The 16,953-nt window shown below is 74.4% G+C and carries 15 protein-coding genes; 11 read left to right on the forward strand and 4 right to left on the reverse strand.

Annotation, left to right across the window (positions count from 1 at the left end; translation table 11 throughout):
• Position 1: 1 nt before the first annotated feature.
• The 3 genes from F8568_RS12895 to F8568_RS12905 form a co-directional block, all read right to left on the reverse strand.
• A complete protein-coding gene (locus F8568_RS12895; RefSeq protein ID WP_151593760.1) occupies positions 2–925 on the reverse strand; it encodes a hypothetical protein in 924 nt (307 codons plus the stop codon).
• A 72-nt stretch (positions 926–997) separates the two neighbouring features.
• Complete coding sequence (locus tag F8568_RS12900; protein WP_151593761.1) at positions 998–1,348, reverse strand: arsenate reductase family protein; 351 nt, start codon at positions 1,346–1,348, stop codon at positions 998–1,000.
• Between the two features lie 10 nt (positions 1,349–1,358).
• Complete coding sequence (locus F8568_RS12905; RefSeq protein ID WP_151593762.1) at positions 1,359–1,823, reverse strand: YbaK/EbsC family protein; 465 nt, start codon at positions 1,821–1,823, stop codon at positions 1,359–1,361.
• A gap of 281 nt (positions 1,824–2,104) precedes the next feature.
• Between F8568_RS12905 and F8568_RS12910 the strand changes: the two genes are divergently transcribed.
• The 3 genes from F8568_RS12910 (at position 2,105) to F8568_RS12920 (ending at position 5,522) form a co-directional block, all read left to right on the forward strand.
• Entirely contained in the window at positions 2,105–2,587 is a 483-nt protein-coding gene (locus tag F8568_RS12910) for an SAV_6107 family HEPN domain-containing protein (protein ID WP_151593763.1), read from the forward strand.
• Positions 2,588–2,830: 243 nt separating this feature from the next.
• On the forward strand, positions 2,831–4,027 hold the full coding sequence (locus tag F8568_RS12915) for a CoA transferase (protein ID WP_151593764.1): 1,197 nt from the start codon (positions 2,831–2,833) through the stop codon (positions 4,025–4,027).
• An 85-nt stretch (positions 4,028–4,112) separates the two neighbouring features.
• Positions 4,113–5,522 carry an MFS transporter gene (locus tag F8568_RS12920; protein ID WP_328600849.1) on the forward strand — a complete coding sequence of 470 codons (1,410 nt, stop codon included), beginning with the start codon at positions 4,113–4,115 and terminating at the stop codon, positions 5,520–5,522.
• A gap of 220 nt (positions 5,523–5,742) precedes the next feature.
• Here the strand turns inward: F8568_RS12920 and bldD are convergent, their stop codons facing one another.
• Positions 5,743–6,237 carry a transcriptional regulator BldD gene (gene bldD, locus F8568_RS12925; protein WP_030145002.1) on the reverse strand — a complete coding sequence of 165 codons (495 nt, stop codon included), beginning with the start codon at positions 6,235–6,237 and terminating at the stop codon, positions 5,743–5,745.
• 412 nt (positions 6,238–6,649) lie between these two features.
• Here bldD and pyrR point away from each other — a divergent pair, with 412 nt between their 5' ends.
• The 8 genes from pyrR (at position 6,650) to pyrF (ending at position 16,605) form a co-directional block, all read left to right on the forward strand.
• Positions 6,650–7,270 carry a bifunctional pyr operon transcriptional regulator/uracil phosphoribosyltransferase PyrR gene (gene pyrR / locus F8568_RS12930; protein ID WP_151593824.1) on the forward strand — a complete coding sequence of 207 codons (621 nt, stop codon included), beginning with the start codon at positions 6,650–6,652 and terminating at the stop codon, positions 7,268–7,270.
• Entirely contained in the window at positions 7,267–8,208 is a 942-nt protein-coding gene (locus tag F8568_RS12935) for an aspartate carbamoyltransferase catalytic subunit (protein ID WP_151593765.1), read from the forward strand. The genes pyrR and F8568_RS12935 overlap by 4 nt, the downstream gene beginning before the upstream one ends.
• Complete coding sequence (locus F8568_RS12940) at positions 8,205–9,491, forward strand: dihydroorotase (RefSeq protein ID WP_151593766.1); 1,287 nt, start codon at positions 8,205–8,207, stop codon at positions 9,489–9,491. The genes F8568_RS12935 and F8568_RS12940 overlap by 4 nt, the downstream gene beginning before the upstream one ends.
• Positions 9,488–10,606 (forward strand): glutamine-hydrolyzing carbamoyl-phosphate synthase small subunit, encoded by a 1,119-nt coding sequence (carA, locus tag F8568_RS12945; protein WP_151593767.1) that lies wholly within the window; start codon positions 9,488–9,490, stop codon positions 10,604–10,606. Before F8568_RS12940 ends, carA begins: the two co-directional genes overlap by 4 nt.
• Positions 10,606–13,974 carry a carbamoyl-phosphate synthase large subunit gene (carB, locus tag F8568_RS12950; protein WP_151593768.1) on the forward strand — a complete coding sequence of 1,123 codons (3,369 nt, stop codon included), beginning with the start codon at positions 10,606–10,608 and terminating at the stop codon, positions 13,972–13,974. Before carA ends, carB begins: the two co-directional genes overlap by 1 nt.
• A 68-nt stretch (positions 13,975–14,042) precedes the next feature.
• Positions 14,043–14,930 carry an iron-sulfur cluster-binding protein gene (locus F8568_RS12955; protein ID WP_151593769.1) on the forward strand — a complete coding sequence of 296 codons (888 nt, stop codon included), beginning with the start codon at positions 14,043–14,045 and terminating at the stop codon, positions 14,928–14,930.
• The gene (locus F8568_RS12960; protein WP_151593770.1) at positions 14,927–15,919 is read left to right on the forward strand and encodes a dihydroorotate dehydrogenase; all 993 of its coding nucleotides are present in this window, start codon (positions 14,927–14,929) and stop codon (positions 15,917–15,919) included. Before F8568_RS12955 ends, F8568_RS12960 begins: the two co-directional genes overlap by 4 nt.
• Positions 15,916–16,605, forward strand: a complete 690-nt coding sequence (pyrF, locus tag F8568_RS12965) for an orotidine-5'-phosphate decarboxylase (RefSeq protein ID WP_151593771.1) — start codon at positions 15,916–15,918, stop codon at positions 16,603–16,605. Before F8568_RS12960 ends, pyrF begins: the two co-directional genes overlap by 4 nt.
• The last annotated feature ends 348 nt before the right edge of the window (positions 16,606–16,953 follow it).

Below are 16,953 nucleotides of genomic sequence, written 5' to 3' on the forward strand. Positions count from 1 at the left end.
ATCAGGCGACGTTGCTCGGTGTGCTCTTCGGATGCGGTGTGCTCTTCGGTTCCGGTGTGCTCTTCGGGTGCGGGGCGGTGTTCGGGGCGCCCTCGGCGTGCATGCGGGCGTCCAGGTGCAGCTCGACCAGGGCCTCGCGCGTCCGGGCGCTCATGTCGGCCTCGGTGACGACCCGCACCGCCGCCGGCCGCACCCCGGCGCGGTCGGCCTCGGCCAGGTACGCGCGCAGCCACTTCACGTCCATCGCCAGATGGCGGCTGGAGGTGCCGAGCGACCCGCGGACCGCCCGCAGCCGCGCCGCGTCGCCGTGCGCCGCCCTGACCAGGTCGGCGGCGCCCGCCGGCCCGAGCCGCGCGTACAGCGTCTCGGTGTAGTCGGGATCCCCGGCGCCGTCCTCCAGCCGCTTCCACACCGCGTCCGGGACGGGCCTGCCGGCCTGGACGGCGGCGGCGACGGCCAGCGCGTCCGCCCTGGCCGCCTTCTGCGCCGCCGGACGGTCCGGGTAGCCGCCGAGGTCGCCAGCGCCGTGCGGCGTCGGCGCGACCTTGCGCACGGGAGCCGTCCTGCTCGGCGGGCGCACCGGGCGGGGCGTCCCGCCCGGTGCCCCGCCGGTCCGCTTAGGCGCCGGCGCCGGCTTCGGCGCGGGCGGGGCGTCCACCCCGCCGCCCGGGTCCGGGTGGGTGATCGCGAAGTTGTACCGCCGCGCCAGCATCCCGAGCTGGCCGGACACCCAGTGCGCCACCTCGTCGGCCTGCCGGTACCCGGCCTGCGACACCCCGGCCGGGGGCCGGTGCCCGGTCAGCCAGCCGGAGATCGCGGCCTGCGCGTCGCGCAGCTGCCTGATCACCTGGTCGAGCGCGGGCGGGTCGATGCCCCGGAACTCCGGGTCGCGCGCCGCCGGGCCGGTGCGCATCTGAGCGGTCATCGCCCCTCCCGGACGTCACTCATCGTCGGCGTGGAACGCCGCAGCGTTCCGGTCCCCAGAATCACACCGGCATCAGCGGCTGTCGAGGGCCTTGCGCACGGATTCGGGGTCGCGCGCCACCACGGCCTTCTCGCCGGTGAGCACGATCGGACGCTGGATCAGCACCGGGTTCGCCACCATGATCTCGATCCACCGGGCGCGGTCGTGCTCCAGGTCCTTCAGGCCGAGCTCCTTGGCGACCGGCTCGTTCAGCCGCGCCACGTCCCACGGCTCCGCGCCGATGCGCTCGAGCACGGCGTCCAGTTCGTCCGCCGTGGGCGGCTCGTCCAGGTAGCGACGCTCGGTGTACTCGACGCCCGCCTCGTCCAGCGCGGCCTTGGCGGCGCGGCTCTTCGAGCAGCGCGGGTTGTGCCAGATCTCCATGCTCAGCCCCTCACCCCACCTCGGCGGCGTCGCCGCCGGTGATCCTCAGCAGTTCCTCGTAGGAGGTCGGGAAGACGGTGTGCGCGAGCCCGCCGGCGGCCCAGACCTCGTCGTACTTGTCCAGCCACACGTCCACGAGCGTGCGGATCGGGGCCGGGTGGCCGACCGGCGCGACGCCGCCGATCGTCTGCCCGGTCGCCGCCCGGACGAACTCGGGCGTCGCCCGCCGCACCTTCTCCGCCCCGACCAGCAGCGCGACCTTGCCGGTGTCCACCCGGTGCGCGCCGCTCGTCATCACCAGCAGCGGCGCGCCGTCGGCGTCGAACACCAGGCTGTTGGCGATCGCGCCGACCTCGCAGCCGAGCTGGTCGGCGGCGGCCTGCGCGGTGCGGGCCGAGTCCGGCAGCTCGATGATCTCCCCGGTGGCGCCGTGCTCGCGCAGCGCCGCGGCGACCCGTTCGACATTCGGATGCATGCCAGCACCCTACGGTGCCGCGGGCCGTACGAACCCCTCGATCGCCTGCGCGGACGCCTCCGGCCTGCGGGAAGCGGCACCCGTTCGAACACGTTGACGAATCGGCGGCAGGGCGCTTTACTGTGAATGCGTCGAACTTATGTTCGATGTGGTGCGGGACTCGCGGCCCGCACCAGGGCGACGTCCCCGACCGGTGCAGCGGTGGCCGGCGGGACGGACGGCCGGGCGGAGTGAGGGGAAGCTCTCCGCCCGGCCGGCCCGAGCCCCGGAAGGAGGCAGTCATGTCCGCAACGATGACCTCGCACGCAGTCCACTCCGCCGCCCAGGCCGCGCCGGGCCCGCGCCACCGCGCGCTGCCCGCGCCGCGCCCCGCGCACACGGCGGTCGGGCAGCTGCACGCCGCCCGCATGGGCCTCGCCGAGGCGGCCGAGGCCACCTCGCCCGCCGTCCGCTACGTCTGCGCCCACCTGGCCGCGCTGCGCGCCGCCGCGGCGGTGCTGGCGTCCAAGGAGCCACTGGAGACCCACCGCCGCGGGCGGCCGCGCAGCGTCTGGGTGCTGCTGCCCGAGGCCGAGCCCGCGCTGCGCGAGTGGGCCGCGTTCTTCGCCGCCGGCGCCGACAAGCGCGCCGCCGCCGAGGCCGGCCTCCCCCGCGCCGTCACCCCGCGCGAGGCCGAGGAGCTCCTGCACGACGCCGAGGTCTTCGTCACCCTCGTGGAGAACACTTTGGGCGTCACCAGCCAGCCCACGTTGCCGGCGTCCTGACCCGAGACCCCCTCGAAGGGCCGCCCGACCCTCCCCAGGGCACGGCCCTGCCGCGGCCGGGCCGCCGCCATCACCTGGGCGGGCGGCCCGGTCCCGGCGTCCATGCACCCCCGACGGCCGCGCCGGTGCCGGTCGCAACCCCCCGAGCCGACCGGTGCCGGCGCGGTCCCACCGCCAGGCGGGGGGCGGCCGGGGCGGGGGCGGCCGGCCCGGCGGCGATGTGCGCCTTGCATACTTTCTCGAATGCAGAACGACGTGACGCCGCCGCTCGCGGGGCTGCGGGTGATCGAGCTGTCCAGCTTCGTCGCCTCGCCGCTCGGCGGGATGACCCTCGCCCAGCTCGGCGCGGACGTGATCCGCGTCGACCAGATCGGCGGCGGTCCCGACATCGACCGGTGGCCGCTCGCCCCGTCCGGCCGCAGCCTGTACTGGGCCGGGCTGAACAAGGGCAAGCGGTCGCTCACCGCGGACCTGCGGTCGGCCGAGGGCCGCGCCCTCGTCGCCCGGCTGGCCGCCGATGCCGGCGTGGTGCTGACGAACGCGCCGCCCCGCGACGGCCTCGCCTACGAAGCGCTCCGGGAGGCGCGGCCCGACCTGATCCACGTCCAGCTCCTCGGCACCCGCGACGGCGGCAACGCCGTGGACTACACGGTGAACGCCGCGGTCGGCCTCCCGTCGATCACCGGGCCGGCCGGCGGCGCCGAGCCGTCCAACCACGTGCTGCCGGCCTGGGACGTGGCGTGCGGGCTGTACCTCGCGATCGGGCTGCTGGCGGCCGAGCGGCACCGGCTGCGCACCGGCGAGGGGACGCGGCTGCGGGTCGCGCTGTCCGACGTCGCGCTCGCCACCGCCGGCAACCTCGGCATGCTCGCCGAGGCGCAGCTCGGGCAGGTCCGGCCGCGGCTCGGCAACCAGCTGTTCGGCGACTTCGGCCGCGACTTCGCCACCGCGGACGGGCGCGTCATGGTCGCCGTCCTCACCGCCCGCCACTGGCGCGACCTGGTCGCCGCCACCGGTCTCACCGAGGTCGCGGCCGCCCTGGAGCGGGCGCTCGGCGCCGACTTCCGCACCGCGGGCGACCGCTACGCCTACCGGGACGCGCTCGGCGGCGTCCTCGCACCGTGGTTCGCGTCCCGGACCTGCGCCGAGGTCGAGGACGGTCTGAAGAACACCTCGGTGCTGCGCTCCCGGTACCGCGATCTCGCCGAGGTCGCCGCGGGCCTGCACGACGAGCCGCTGATGGGCGAGATCGACCAGCCGGGCATCGGCCGGCACCTCGCCCCGGCGTCCCCGGTGCGGCTGGGCGACGAGGTCCCCGCCCCGGCGCCCGCGCCGGAGCTGGGGCAGCACACCGCCGAGATCCTCCGCGACGTCCTGGACCTCCCCGACACCGAGATCGCGGACCTGCGCGCCCGCGGCGTCGTGGGCGAACCCGTGTGAGCGGCCACCGGTAGGACCAAACCCGCTTTGCCGCTCCTTTGCCCGCCCATGAGATCGTCAGGGTGGCGAATCAGAGGAGGGCACGGTGACGGCGCGGGGCGGACGAGGGCTGGTGCCGCTGCTGGCGTTCCTCGGCGTGATGGCGTACTCGCTGTCGATGGCGGTCGTGACGCCGGCGCTCGCGCTGATCCAGCAGGGACTGCACACCACGGCGGCCGGCGCCGCCTGGGCGCTCACGTCGATGACGCTGTCGGCGGCCGTGGCGACGCCGGTGATCGGCCGGCTCGGCGACCTGTACGGGCCGCGCCGGGTGCTGCTCGCGGTGCTGGTGGTCGCGACCGCCGGCATGGTGATCGCGGCGGCGGCCGGGTCGCTCCCGCTGATGCTCTTCGGACGGATGCTGAGCGGGATCGGCGGCGGCGTCTTCCCGCTCGCCTACACGATCATCCGGGACGTGTTCCCGCCCGCCCGGACCGCGTCGGCGGTCGGCCTGATGTCGTCCATGCTGGGCCTCGGCGGCGCGGTGTCGTGGTGCCTCGCGGGCCCGGTCATCGACCTGCTCGGCTGGCGGTGGCTGCTGTGGGTGCCGGTGGCCGGGCTGGTGCCGGGCGTCCTGCTCGCCTGGTGGATCGTTCCGGCGTCGCAGCCGCGGGAGGCCGCCCGGGTCGACTGGTGGGGCGCCGCGCTGTTCGCCGGCTGGCTCGTCGCGGCGCTGACCGCGCTCACCGAGGGGATGGACTGGGGCTGGACGTCCCCGGGCGTCCTCGGCCTGCTCGGCCTCGCCGCGGTGCTCGCGGCGGCCTGGCTGCGGGTCGAGGCCCGCGTCGCCGAGCCCCTCGTCGACCTGCGGCTGATGCGGGTCCGCGGCGTCTGGACGGCGAACGCGGCCTCGCTGCTGTCCGGGTACGCGCTGATGGCGGGCGGGCTGCTGTTCCCGCTGCTCGTCCAGCTGCCCGCGAGCACCGGCTACGGCTTCGGCGGGACGGCCACGCAGGCGGCGCTGCTGCAGCTGCCGGCCAGCGTCGGGATGACGGCGGCGGGGATGACCGCCGGGCTGCTCGACCGCCGGATCGGGTCCCGCCCGGTCCTGCTCGGCGGGGCGGTGCTGACCGCCGCCGGGTACGCGTTCGTGGTGGTCGAGCACGCGGCGATGTGGCAGCTCTACGTCGGCGGGCTCGGCCGCGGCGTCGGCCTCGGGTTCGCCTACGCCGCCGTCGCGAACCTCGTCGTCGCGGCCGTCCCGGCGGGGGAGACCGGCGTCGCCACCGGCATCAACACCCTGATCCGCACCGTCGGCGCGTCCCTCGGCACGCAGGTCAGCGCCGTGATCGTGGCGGGCCTGCCCGGCGAGCGCGGCTTCGCCTCCGGGTTCGCGGTCAGCGCCGCCGCCATGGCCGCCGTGCTCCCGCTCGCCCTGCTCGTCCCGCGCCGGGGCCGTTCGGGCGGCCGTGTCCCGCACCGCGCCGAGCGGCGCCGGACGGCCCCCGTGTCCTGACACGGCGCGGTGGACGCAGAGTGATGGCTGCGGCCGGCGGGCCGCGGGAACCGGCGTGTGCGGGAGAGGCCGCCGCGTTTTTCCGGGAAATTTCCCGCCTTGGGGGAATCCGGGCGGAATCGCTATCGAGTTCCGCGCCGCCCGCCGGGCGCGCGGCGGAAACGGAACGGGGCCCGGCGGTGCCGGGCCCCGTTCCGCTGGAAACAGGCGGTGCGGTCGATCAGAACGACTCGACGGCGCGGCGCGCCTCCGGGTCGAGCACGCCCCAGGTGATGAGCTCCTCGGTCAGCTCGGTCGGGGACTTGTCATAGATGACCGCCAGGGAGCGCAGGTCTTCCTGGCGGATGGACAGGACCTTTCCGTTGTAGTCGCCCCGCTGGCTCTGGATCGTCGCGGCGTAACGGGCGAGAGGACCGGCCTTGTCCTTCGGAAGCTGCTGCAGCCGCTCAAGGTCGATGACGAGCTTGGGCGTGGGCCCGAGCGGGCTCGGCGCGGCTCCGCCGGGCAGCAACTCGGAAACCGGCACGCCGTAGAAATCGGCGAGCTCGGCCAGCTTCTGAACGGTGACGGCGCGGTCGCCCCGCTCGTACGAACCCACGACGACGGCCTTCCAGCGGCCGCGGGACTTCTCCTCCACACCGTGCAGCGACAGCCCCTGCTGGGTGCGGATGGCGCGCAGGCGCGCGCCGAGAGCCTTAGCGTATTCAGACGGCATTTGCGGCCCCCCAGGCTCACTTTCGTCGTCGTTGGACCCCGGCGCATGCCGGGGGGAGACAGATTCCCGGAGCCTTTGGGGCCCAAGACCCTGTCCCCAGGGATGGTTACGGACAGTGACGGTAAAACGGTGAGGGCCCTAGGTCAAGCTGATTGGAAAAAAGCGGTCGAATCCGCAGGTCTCGATCCGGGCCGTCCGGATCCCCGCAACCCCCGCCGGGCGGGGCCGCGCGGGCCCGCGCGAGGCCGCCGGACGGCCGTGCGCGCGGGCCGAGTGTGACCCCTCTCACCCCGTCTCACCAGGCAAGACGCAGCCGGTCCCGGTGCGGGGCAGCCGGGCCCGGCTGCTACCGTGTCCGGGACACAACGTCCTTTAATACCCGTCCCGTGAGGCGGGAAAGGAGGTTTCGGTGGTGAATGCTGCCTCCAGGCCGGATCGGCCTGCGGGGGCGCGCGCGGAGACCGATCGCCGGCCCAAGGCCGTTCTGGAGGGTCCCGACATCAGGCGCGCGCTGACCCGGATCGCGCACGAGATCCTCGAACGCACCAAGGGCGGGCACGACGTCCTGCTGCTCGGCATCCAGACCCGCGGCGTGACGCTCGCCGAGCGGCTCGCCGGGCTGCTGCACGACGTCGAGGGCCGCCCGGTGCCGTGGGGCTCCCTCGACGTGACCATGTACCGCGACGACCTGCGCATGCGTCCCGCGCGCGCTCTCGGCCGCACCGAGCTGCCCTCCGACGGGATCGACGACCGCGTCGTCGTGCTGGTCGACGACGTGCTGTTCTCCGGCCGGACGGTCCGCGCCGCGCTCGACGCGCTCAACGACCTCGGGCGGCCGCGCGCCGTGCAGCTCGCCGTCCTGGTGGATCGCGGGCACCGGGAGCTGCCCATCCGCGCCGACTACGTGGGCAAGAACCTGCCCACCTCGATGCGCGAGAACGTGAAGGTGCTGCTGGCCGAGAACGACGGCCGCGACGCCGTGCTGCTCGGCCCCGCGGCGGGGGCGCCCGTCCCGGCGGAGGGAGCCAGGTGAAACGCCATCTGATCTCGGCGGCCGACCTGACCCGCGACGACGCGCTGCTGGTGCTGGACACGGCCGAGGAGCTCGCGCAGATCGCCAGCCGCGCCGTCAAGAAGCTGCCGACGCTGCGCGGCCGGACGGTCGTCAACCTGTTCTTCGAGGACTCCACCCGCACCCGGATCTCGTTCGAGGCCGCCGCCAAGCGGCTGTCCGCCGACGTGATCAACTTCTCCGCGAAGGGGTCCAGCGTGTCCAAGGGCGAGAGCCTGAAGGACACCGCGCTCACCCTGGAGGCGATGGGCGCCGACGGCGTCGTCATCCGGCACGGCGCGTCCGGGGCGCCGCACCGGCTGGCCGGCTGGGTGCGGGGCAGCGTCGTCAACGCCGGCGACGGCACCCACGAGCACCCGACGCAGGCGCTGCTGGACGCGTTCACGATGCGCAAGCGGCTCGGCGACCTGGAGGGCCGCCGCGTCACGATCGTCGGCGACGTCCTGCACAGCCGGGTGGCACGCTCCAACGTGCTGCTGCTGACCACGCTCGGCGCGGACGTCACCGTCGTCGCGCCGCCGACGCTGCTGCCGGTCGCGATCGACACCTGGCCCTGCTCGGTCTCCTACGACCTGGACGGCGTGCTCCCCAAGAGCGACGTGATCATGATGCTGCGCGTCCAGCAGGAGCGGATGAACGCCGCGTACTTCCCGACGGTGCGCGAGTACAGCCGCCGCTACGGGCTGGACGCCGAGCGCATGGCGGCGCTGCCCGACCACGCGATCGTCATGCACCCCGGCCCGATGAACCGCGGCGTCGAGATCGCCGCGGAGGTCGCCGACTCCGTCCGCTCCACGATCGTCGAGCAGGTCGCCAACGGCGTCAGCGCCCGCATGGCGGTCCTGTACCTGCTGCTCGGAGGCTCCGAGCCCGCGATCGGCCAGGAGGTCTCCCAGTGAGCACGTACATCATCAAGGGCGCCCGGATCCTCGGCGGCGAGCCCGCCGACCTCCTCGTCCGCGACGGCGTCATCGCCGAGACCGGGACCGGCCTCGACGGGTCCGGCGCGCAGGTCGTCGACGCGGCGGGCCTCGTCGCGCTGCCCGGCCTGGTCGACCTGCACACCCACCTGCGCGAGCCCGGCCGCGAGGACGCCGAGACCGTCGAGTCCGGCACGAAGGCGGCGGCGATGGGCGGCTATACGGCCGTCCACGCGATGGCCAACACCGACCCGGTCGCCGACACCGCCGGCGTCGTCGAGCAGGTGTGGCGGCTCGGCCGCGAGGCCGGGTACTGCGACGTCCAGCCCGTCGGGGCGGTGACCCGCGGGATCGCCGGCGAGCAGCTCGCCGAGCTCGGCGCGATGGCCGACTCCGCCGCCGCGGTCCGGGTGTTCTCCGACGACGGGCACTGCGTGTCCGACGCGGTGATCATGCGGCGGGCGCTGGAGTACGTGAAGGCGTTCGACGGCGTCGTCGCGCAGCACGCGCAGGAGCCCCGGCTCACCGAGGGCGCGCAGATGAACGAGGGCGAGATGTCGGCGGCGCTCGGGCTGCGCGGCTGGCCCGCGGTCGCCGAGGAGGCGATCATCGCCCGGGACGTGCTGCTCGCCCAGCACGTCGGGTCGCGGCTGCACGTCTGCCACGTCTCCACCGCCGGCTCGGTGGAGATCATCCGGTGGGCGAAGAGCAAGGGCTGCCCGGTGACCGCCGAGGTCACCCCGCACCACCTGCTGCTCGACGACGGCAAGGCCGGCACCTACGACCCGATCTTCAAGGTCAACCCGCCGCTGCGCACCGCCGACGACGTCACCGCGCTGCGGCACGCGCTCGCCGACGGCACCATCGACTGCGTCGCCACCGACCACGCCCCGCACCCGGTCGAGGCCAAGGAGACCGAGTGGGCGGTCGCCGCGATGGGCATGATCGGGCTTGAGACGGCGCTGCCGGCCGTCCAGGAGGCGATGGTCGAGACCGGCCTGCTGGACTGGGCCGGGGTCGCCGACCGCATGTCGCACCGTCCCGCCGAGATCGGCCGCCTTTCCGGACAGGGTCGTCCGCTGGAGGCAGGTTCGCCCGCCAACATCACGCTGTACGACCCGTCGCCGCGCCGCGCGGTGGACCCGTCCGCGATGACGTCCAAGAGCCGCAACACCCCGTTCGCGGGGCTGGAGTTGCCGGGCCGGGTCGTCGCGACGTTCCTGCGCGGCGAGCCGACCGTCCTGGAAGGGAAGCTTCAGTGACCCCTGCACTGCTCGTTCTGGAGGACGGCAGGGTCTTCCGCGGGACCGCCTACGGCGCCACGGGGGAGACCTTCGGCGAGATGGTCTTCAACACCGGCATGACCGGCTACCAGGAGACGCTCACCGACCCCTCGTACGCCCGCCAGATCGTCGCGATGACGGCCCCCCACATCGGCAACACCGGCGTCAACGCCGAGGACCCGGAGTCGGCGCGCATCCAGGTCGCCGGCTACGTGGTGCGCGAGCCCGCGCGCGTGGCGTCCAACTGGCGCGCGACCGGCTCGCTCGGGTCTGCGCTGCGCGAGCAGGGGGTCGTCGGCATCGCGGTCCCCGGCACCCGCGCGCTGACGCGGCACCTGCGCGACAGGGGCGCGATGCGCGCCGCGATCTTCAGCGGCCCGGACGCCCTCGCCCCCGGCGAGGACGCGCTGGTGGAGCGCGTCCGGCGGAGCCCGTCGATGGAGGGCGCCGACCTCGCCCGCGACGTGTCCGCCGCCGAGCCCTACGTCGTCGCGGCGCGGGGCGGGAAGCGCTACACCGTCGCCGCCGTCGACCTCGGCATCAAGGCGATGACGCCGTACCGGATGTCCGAGCGGGGCTGCGAGGTCCACGTGCTGCCCGCGGGCAGCACCGCCGAGGACATCCTCGCGCTGGACCCCGACGGGGTGTTCTTCTCCAACGGCCCCGGCGACCCCGCCGCCGCCGGCTACGCGGTCGACGCGCTGCGCGGCGTCCTGGACGCCGGCAAGCCGTTCTTCGGCATCTGCTTCGGCAACCAGATCTTCGGGCGCGCGCTCGGCCTCGGCACCTACAAGCTGCGGTTCGGGCACCGGGGCATCAACCAGCCCGTCCAGGACAAGGCGACCGGCAAGGTCGACGTGTCCGCGCACAACCACGGGTTCGCCGTGGACGCGCCCACCGACGGCCCGTTCGACACCCCGTACGGCCGCGCCGAGGTCAGCCACGTGAACCTCAACGACGGCTGCGTCGAGGGGCTGCGGCTCCTGGACCGTCCGGCGTTCAGCGTCCAGTACCACCCGGAGGCCGCGGCCGGCCCGCACGACGCGTCCGGGCTCTTCGACCGTTTCTGCGAGATCATGGAGGCGTCGAAGTAATGCCGCGGCGTACCGACCTGAAGTCCGTCCTGGTCATCGGCTCGGGGCCGATCGTCATCGGCCAGGCCTGCGAGTTCGACTACTCCGGCACCCAGGCGTGCCGGGTGCTGAAGGCCGAGGGCCTGCGGGTGACGCTGGTCAACAGCAACCCCGCCACGATCATGACCGACCCGGAGTTCGCCGACGCCACCTACGTCGAGCCGATCACCCCCGAGGTCGTCGAGAAGATCATCGCCAAGGAGCGGCCGGACGCGCTGCTGCCCACCCTCGGCGGCCAGACGGCCCTCAACACCGCGATCGCGCTGTTCGAGAGCGGCGTCCTCGCCCGGTACGGGGTCGAGCTGATCGGCGCCGACGTGGACGCGATCCAGGCCGGCGAGAACCGGGAGAAATTCAAGGAGATCGTCGCGAAGGTCGCGGCCGAGCAGGGCCTGAACGCCGCGTCCGCCCGGTCGGTGATCTGCCACACGATGGACGAGGTCACCGCGGCGGCCGGCGAGCTCGGCTACCCGCTCGTCGTCCGGCCGTCGTTCACCATGGGCGGCCGCGGCTCCGGCTTCGCCCACGACGAGGACGAGCTGCGCCGCATCGCCGGCGCCGGCCTCGACGCGTCCCCGACCGGCGAGGTGCTCCTGGAGGAGTCGATCCTCGGCTGGAAGGAGTACGAGCTGGAGGTCATGCGGGACCGCGCCGACAACGTGGTCATCGTCTGCTCCATCGAGAACCTCGACCCGATGGGCGTGCACACCGGCGACTCGATCACCGTCGCGCCCGCGATGACGCTGACCGACCGCGAGTACCAGAACATGCGCGACGTCGCGATCGCGGTGATCCGCGAGGTCGGCGTCGACACCGGCGGCTGCAACATCCAGTTCGCCGTGCACCCCGGCACCGGCCGGATGATCGTCATCGAGATGAACCCGCGGGTGTCGCGCTCGTCGGCCCTCGCGTCCAAGGCCACCGGCTTCCCGATCGCCAAGATCGCCGCGAGGCTCGCCATCGGCTACACCCTCGACGAGATCCCCAACGACATCACCCGCGAGACCCCCGCCTCGTTCGAGCCGACCCTCGACTACGTCGTGGTGAAGGTGCCGCGGTTCGCGTTCGAGAAGTTCCCCGGCGCCGACCCGACCCTCACCACCCACATGAAGTCGGTCGGCGAGGCGATGGCGATCGGCCGCTGCTTCACCGAGGCGCTGCAGAAGGCGCTGCGGTCCCTGGAGAGCAAGGGCTCGTCGTTCGGCTGGTCCGGCGCCGCCGACGACGCCGCGCTGCTGGAGTCCGCGCGGCGGCCGCACGAGGGGCGGCTCCGCGACGTCCAGCGAGCGCTGTGGGCCGGCGCGAGCGTCCAGGAGGTGTACGAGGCCACCGGGATCGACCCCTGGTTCCTCGACCAGATCGCCGCGATCAACGAGATCGCCGAGGAGATCCGCACCGCCGACGACGCGCTCACCCGGGACAAGCTCCTGCGCGCCAAGCGGCACGGATTCTCCGACGCCCAGATCGGCGAGCTGCGGGGCCTGTCGGAGGAGGTCGTGCGGGAACTGCGGCACGCGCTCGGCGTCCGCCCCGTCTACCTGACCGTCGACACCTGCGCCGCCGAGTTCGCCGCGCAGACCCCCTACCTGTACTCCGCCTACGACGAGGAGACCGAGGTCCCGCCGGGCGAGAAGCCCAAGGTGATCATCCTCGGCAGCGGGCCCAACCGGATCGGCCAGGGCGTCGAGTTCGACTACTCCTGCGTCCACGCCTCGTTCGCCCTCGCCGCGGCCGGCTACGAGACCGTCATGGTCAACTGCAACCCCGAGACCGTCTCCACCGACTACGACACCTCCGACCGGCTCTACTTCGAGCCGCTCACCCTGGAGGACGTCCTCGAGGTGGTGTACGCCGAGCAGCGGTCCGGCGAGGTCGCGGGCGTCATCGTCCAGCTCGGCGGGCAGACCCCGCTCGGGCTGGCGCAGAAGCTGAAGGACGCCGGCGTCCCGATCGTCGGGACGTCCCCCGAGAGCATCCACCTCGCCGAGGAGCGCGGCGCGTTCGGGCGCGTCCTGCACCGCGCCGGGCTGCTCGCGCCCAAGCACGGCACCGCCACCTCCTACGAGGAGGCCCTCGAGATCGCCGCCGAGATCGGCTACCCCGTCCTCGTCCGCCCCTCCTACGTGCTCGGCGGGCGCGGCATGGAGATCGTGTACGACGACACCACCCTCGAGTCGTACATGGCGCGGGCCACCGAGGCGAGCCCCGAGCACCCCGTGCTCGTCGACCGGTTCCTGGACGAGGCCATCGAGATCGACGTCGACGCCCTCTACGACGGCGAGGAGCTGTACCTCGGCGGCGTCATGGAGCACATCGAGGAGGCCGGCATCCACTCCGGCGACTCGGCGTGCGCGCTGCCGCCCATCACCCTCGGCCACGACGACGTCCGCCGCATCCGCGAGTCCACCGAGGCGCTCGCGGCCGGCATCGGGGTTCGCGGCCTGATGAACGTCCAGTACGCGCTGTCGGCGGGCGTCCTGTACGTCCTGGAGGCCAACCCGCGCGCGTCCCGGACCGTCCCGTTCGTGTCCAAGGCGACCGCGGTGCAGCTCGCCAAGGCCGCCGCCCGCGTCATGATGGGCGCCACCATCGCCGAGCTGCGCGCCGAGGGCCTGCTCCCCGCGTCCGGCGACGGCGGCACCCTGCCGCTGGACGCGCCGATCGCGGTGAAGGAGGCCGTGCTGCCCTTCGACCGGTTCCGCAACGAGCGCGGCCAGGGCGTCGACACCGTCCTCGGCCCCGAGATGCGCTCCACCGGCGAGGTCATGGGCATCGACGAGGTGTTCGGCACCGCGTTCGCCAAGTCGCAGCAGGCCGCCTACGGGTCGCTGCCCACCAAGGGCCGCGCGTTCGTGTCGGTCGCCAACCGCGACAAACGGCACATGGTCTTCCCGGTCAAGCGGCTCGCTGACCTGGGCTTTGAGATTCTTGCCACGGAAGGGACCGCGGAGGTCCTGCGCCGCAACGGCGTGCGTGCCAAGATCGTGCGCAAGCACAGCGAAGGCCCGGGCCCGGACGGCGAGCCCACCATCGTGCGGCGCGTCCTGGACGGCGAGGTCGACCTCATCGTCAATACTCCCTTCGGAAGCCCCGGCCAGTCGGGGCCGCGGCTCGACGGGTACGAGATCCGCACCGCGGCCGTGCTGCGGGGCGTACCGTGCGTGACGACCGTCCAGGGGCTCGCCGCCGCCGTCCAGGGCATCGAGGCCGTCGCGGGCGGCCAGGTCGGCGTCCGCTCCCTCCAGGAGCACGCCGAACGGCTCAGCGGCGCCCACGGGCGCGCCGGCGCGGTCACCCGGGCGGGTGACGGCACGGTGGCGCCCGGGTGACAGCCGCCGCGCGGGCGGGGCCGCCGGTCCCGCCCGCCGCGGCGGACGCGACGAGGAGAGGGAGACGGGTGTCCGACACGCCGGTGCAGACGTCGGCGACGGTCCTCACGGTCCGCCAGGTGCAGGACTACCACGCGATGACGCTGGTGGCGCCCGCCATCGCCGAGCGGTTCCGGCCCGGCCAGTTCGTGGCCGTCGCCGTCGGCGGCGAGCACACCGCCCGGCTGGTCCGCCGCTGCTTCGGCGTCCACCAGGTCCAGTCCGACTACGGCGGCACCGTCGAGGTGGTGTTCGCCGACACCGAGCCCGGCACCGGCTGGCTCGCCGGCCGCCGCGCCCGCGACCAGCTCGACCTGCTCGGCCCCCTCGGCCGCCCGTTCCGGCTGCCCCGCGACCCCGTCAGCTGCCTGCTGGCCGCCGGCGGCCCCGGCGGCGCCGCGGTGTTCGCGCTCGCCGACACGCTGGTGCGGCGCGGCTGCCAGGTCCACTTCGTGCTCGCCGGCCCGTCCGCCAAGCAGGTGTTCGGCTCCCGGATGGCGCAGCGCATCGGCGACACCGCCACCGTCGTCACCGAGGACGGCTCGCTCGGCGAGAAGGGCACCATGAGCGACGTGCTGCCCCGCGTCGTCCAGGAGACCGGCGCCGACGTCGTCTACGCCTGCGGCCCCACCGGGCTGCTGCGCGCGGTCACCCGCGTCGCCGGCGAGTTCGGGCTGCCGTCCCAGGTGTCGGTCGAGGAGTTCCTGCAGCGCACCGGCGCCTGCGGCATCGGCGTCTGCATGACCTGCATGCTGCCCCTCCACGGCGACGACGGCGTCACGCGCATGGTCCGCGCCTGCGCCGACGGGCCCGTCCTGCGCGGCGACCGCGTCCGCTGGGGCGACCTCGGCACCATCCCGTTCGACGCGCTCGGCGCGCCGCGCGTCCTCAGCGTCACGGAAGGAGGCCCCAAGTGAGCGACCGGGCGAGCGACCGGGTGCGGACCGCCCTCGGCGCCCTGGAGCTTCCCAACCCCGTCCTGACCGCCTCCGGATGCGGCGGCACCGGACGCGAACTCGCCCAGTTCTTCGACCTCACCCGCCTCGGCGCGTTCGTCACCACCTCGGTGATGCCCCAAGCGCGCGCGGGACGCCCCACACCGCGCGTGACCGAGACTCCCAGCGGGCTCCTCACCGCCATGGGCCTCCCCGGGCCCGGCATCGAGACGTTCCTGGAACGTGACCTTCCCTGGCTCATCGAGCAGGACGTCCGCACGATCGTGTCCATCGCCGGCAACAGCGTCGAGGAGTTCGGCGACCTCGCCCGCCGCCTCCGCCACGTCCCCGGCGTCGCCGCCATCGAGGTCAACGTCGCCTGCCCCAACGTCGAGGACCGCGGCCGCATGTTCGGCTGGCACCCGTCCGCCGCCGCGTCCGTGCTGCGCGCCGTCCGCGCCGCCGCCCGGCCCGGCACCCCGATCTTCGCCAAGCTCGCCCCCGACGTCACCGACATCGTCGGGATCGCGCTCGCCTGCGTCGACGCCGGCGCCGACGGCCTCACCCTGATCAACACCATGGACGGCATGGCGATCGACCCCCACACCCTCCGGCCCGCCCTTACCGGCGTGTCCGGCGGCCTGTCCGGGCCCGCGATCCGGCCCGTCGCGGTCCGCTGCGTCTACCAGGTGCACGCCGCGCTGCCCAGCACCCCGATCATCGGCGTCGGCGGCATCGCCACCGGCCTCGACGCCCTCGAGTTCATCCTGGCCGGCGCGTCCGCCGTCGCCGTCGGCACCGCCCTGTTCCACGACCCCGCGGCCGGCCCCCGCGTCCTGCGCGAGCTGGACGAGGCCCTCGCCGCCCGCCGCATCGGGCGCCTGCCCGACGCCGTCGGCCTCGCCCACAAGCCCGCCGGCTACGTGCCGCCCCAGGTGCGGCCCCAAGAGCCCGAGAAGGAGAAGCTGTGACCGCAGCCCCCATCGCCGTCGCGCTGGACGCGCCCGACCTGGACACGGCCGCGCGCTGGGCCACCCTGGTCACCCCGCATGTCTCCACCGTCAAGGTCGGCCTCGAGCTGTACCTGCGGTACGGGCCCGACGTCGTCGCCAGCGTCCGCGGCGCCAGCCGCGTCCAGGTCTTCCTCGACCTCAAGCTGCACGACATCCCCGCCACCGTGCGCGGCGCCGCCCGCGCCGTCGCCCGGCTCAAGCCGTCCTACCTCACCGTGCACGCCGCCGGCGGCCCCGCCATGATCCGCGCGGCGGTCGAGGCGGCCCCCGCCACCAAGATCGCCGCGGTGACCGTGCTGACCTCCCTGGCCGAGGCGGACCTGCGCGCGGTCGGCATCGAGGGCCCCGCCCCCGACGCCGTCCGGCGCCTGGCCGCCCTCGCCGTCGGCGCCGGTGCCCAGGCCCTCGTCTGCTCCCCGCAGGAGGCCGCCGCCGTCCGCGCCGAGGTCGGCCCCGACATCGACCTCATCACCCCCGGCGTCCGCCCCGCCGGCGCCGACACCCAGGACCAGGCCCGCGTCGCCACCCCCGAGGCCGCGCTCGCCGCCGGCGCCGACCTGCTGGTCATCGGCCGCCCCATCACCGCCGCCCCCGACCCTGGGGCCGCGGCGGCGGCGATGGCGGCTGCGCTGCGGCGCGTTTGACCCAGGGGGGCGACCCCCTGGAACCCCCGTCACGATCAACAGGCGGTTTCCCCGCTCCGCTGGCGCTCCGCGGCGAAACCGCCTGTTGATCGGCGGGCAGGCCCGCTGCGCTCGCTAACGCTCGCTCCGCGTGCCTGCCCGTGTCTTCCCAGGGGGGCGACCCCCTGGAACCCCCGTCACGATCAACAGGCCGTTTCCCCGCTCCGCTGGCGCTCCGCGGCGAAACGGCCTGTTGATCGGCGGGCAGGCCCGCTGCGCTCGCTGCACTCGCTCCGCGTGCCTGCCCGTGCCGGTGGCTGGGGTCTGGCCCTCCGCGGCGATGCTCAGCCGGGTCCACGTCCGGCGGGA

It is taken from the genome of Actinomadura physcomitrii, assembly GCF_008923205.2.
Lineage (GTDB): Bacteria > Actinomycetota > Actinomycetes > Streptosporangiales > Streptosporangiaceae > Spirillospora > Spirillospora physcomitrii.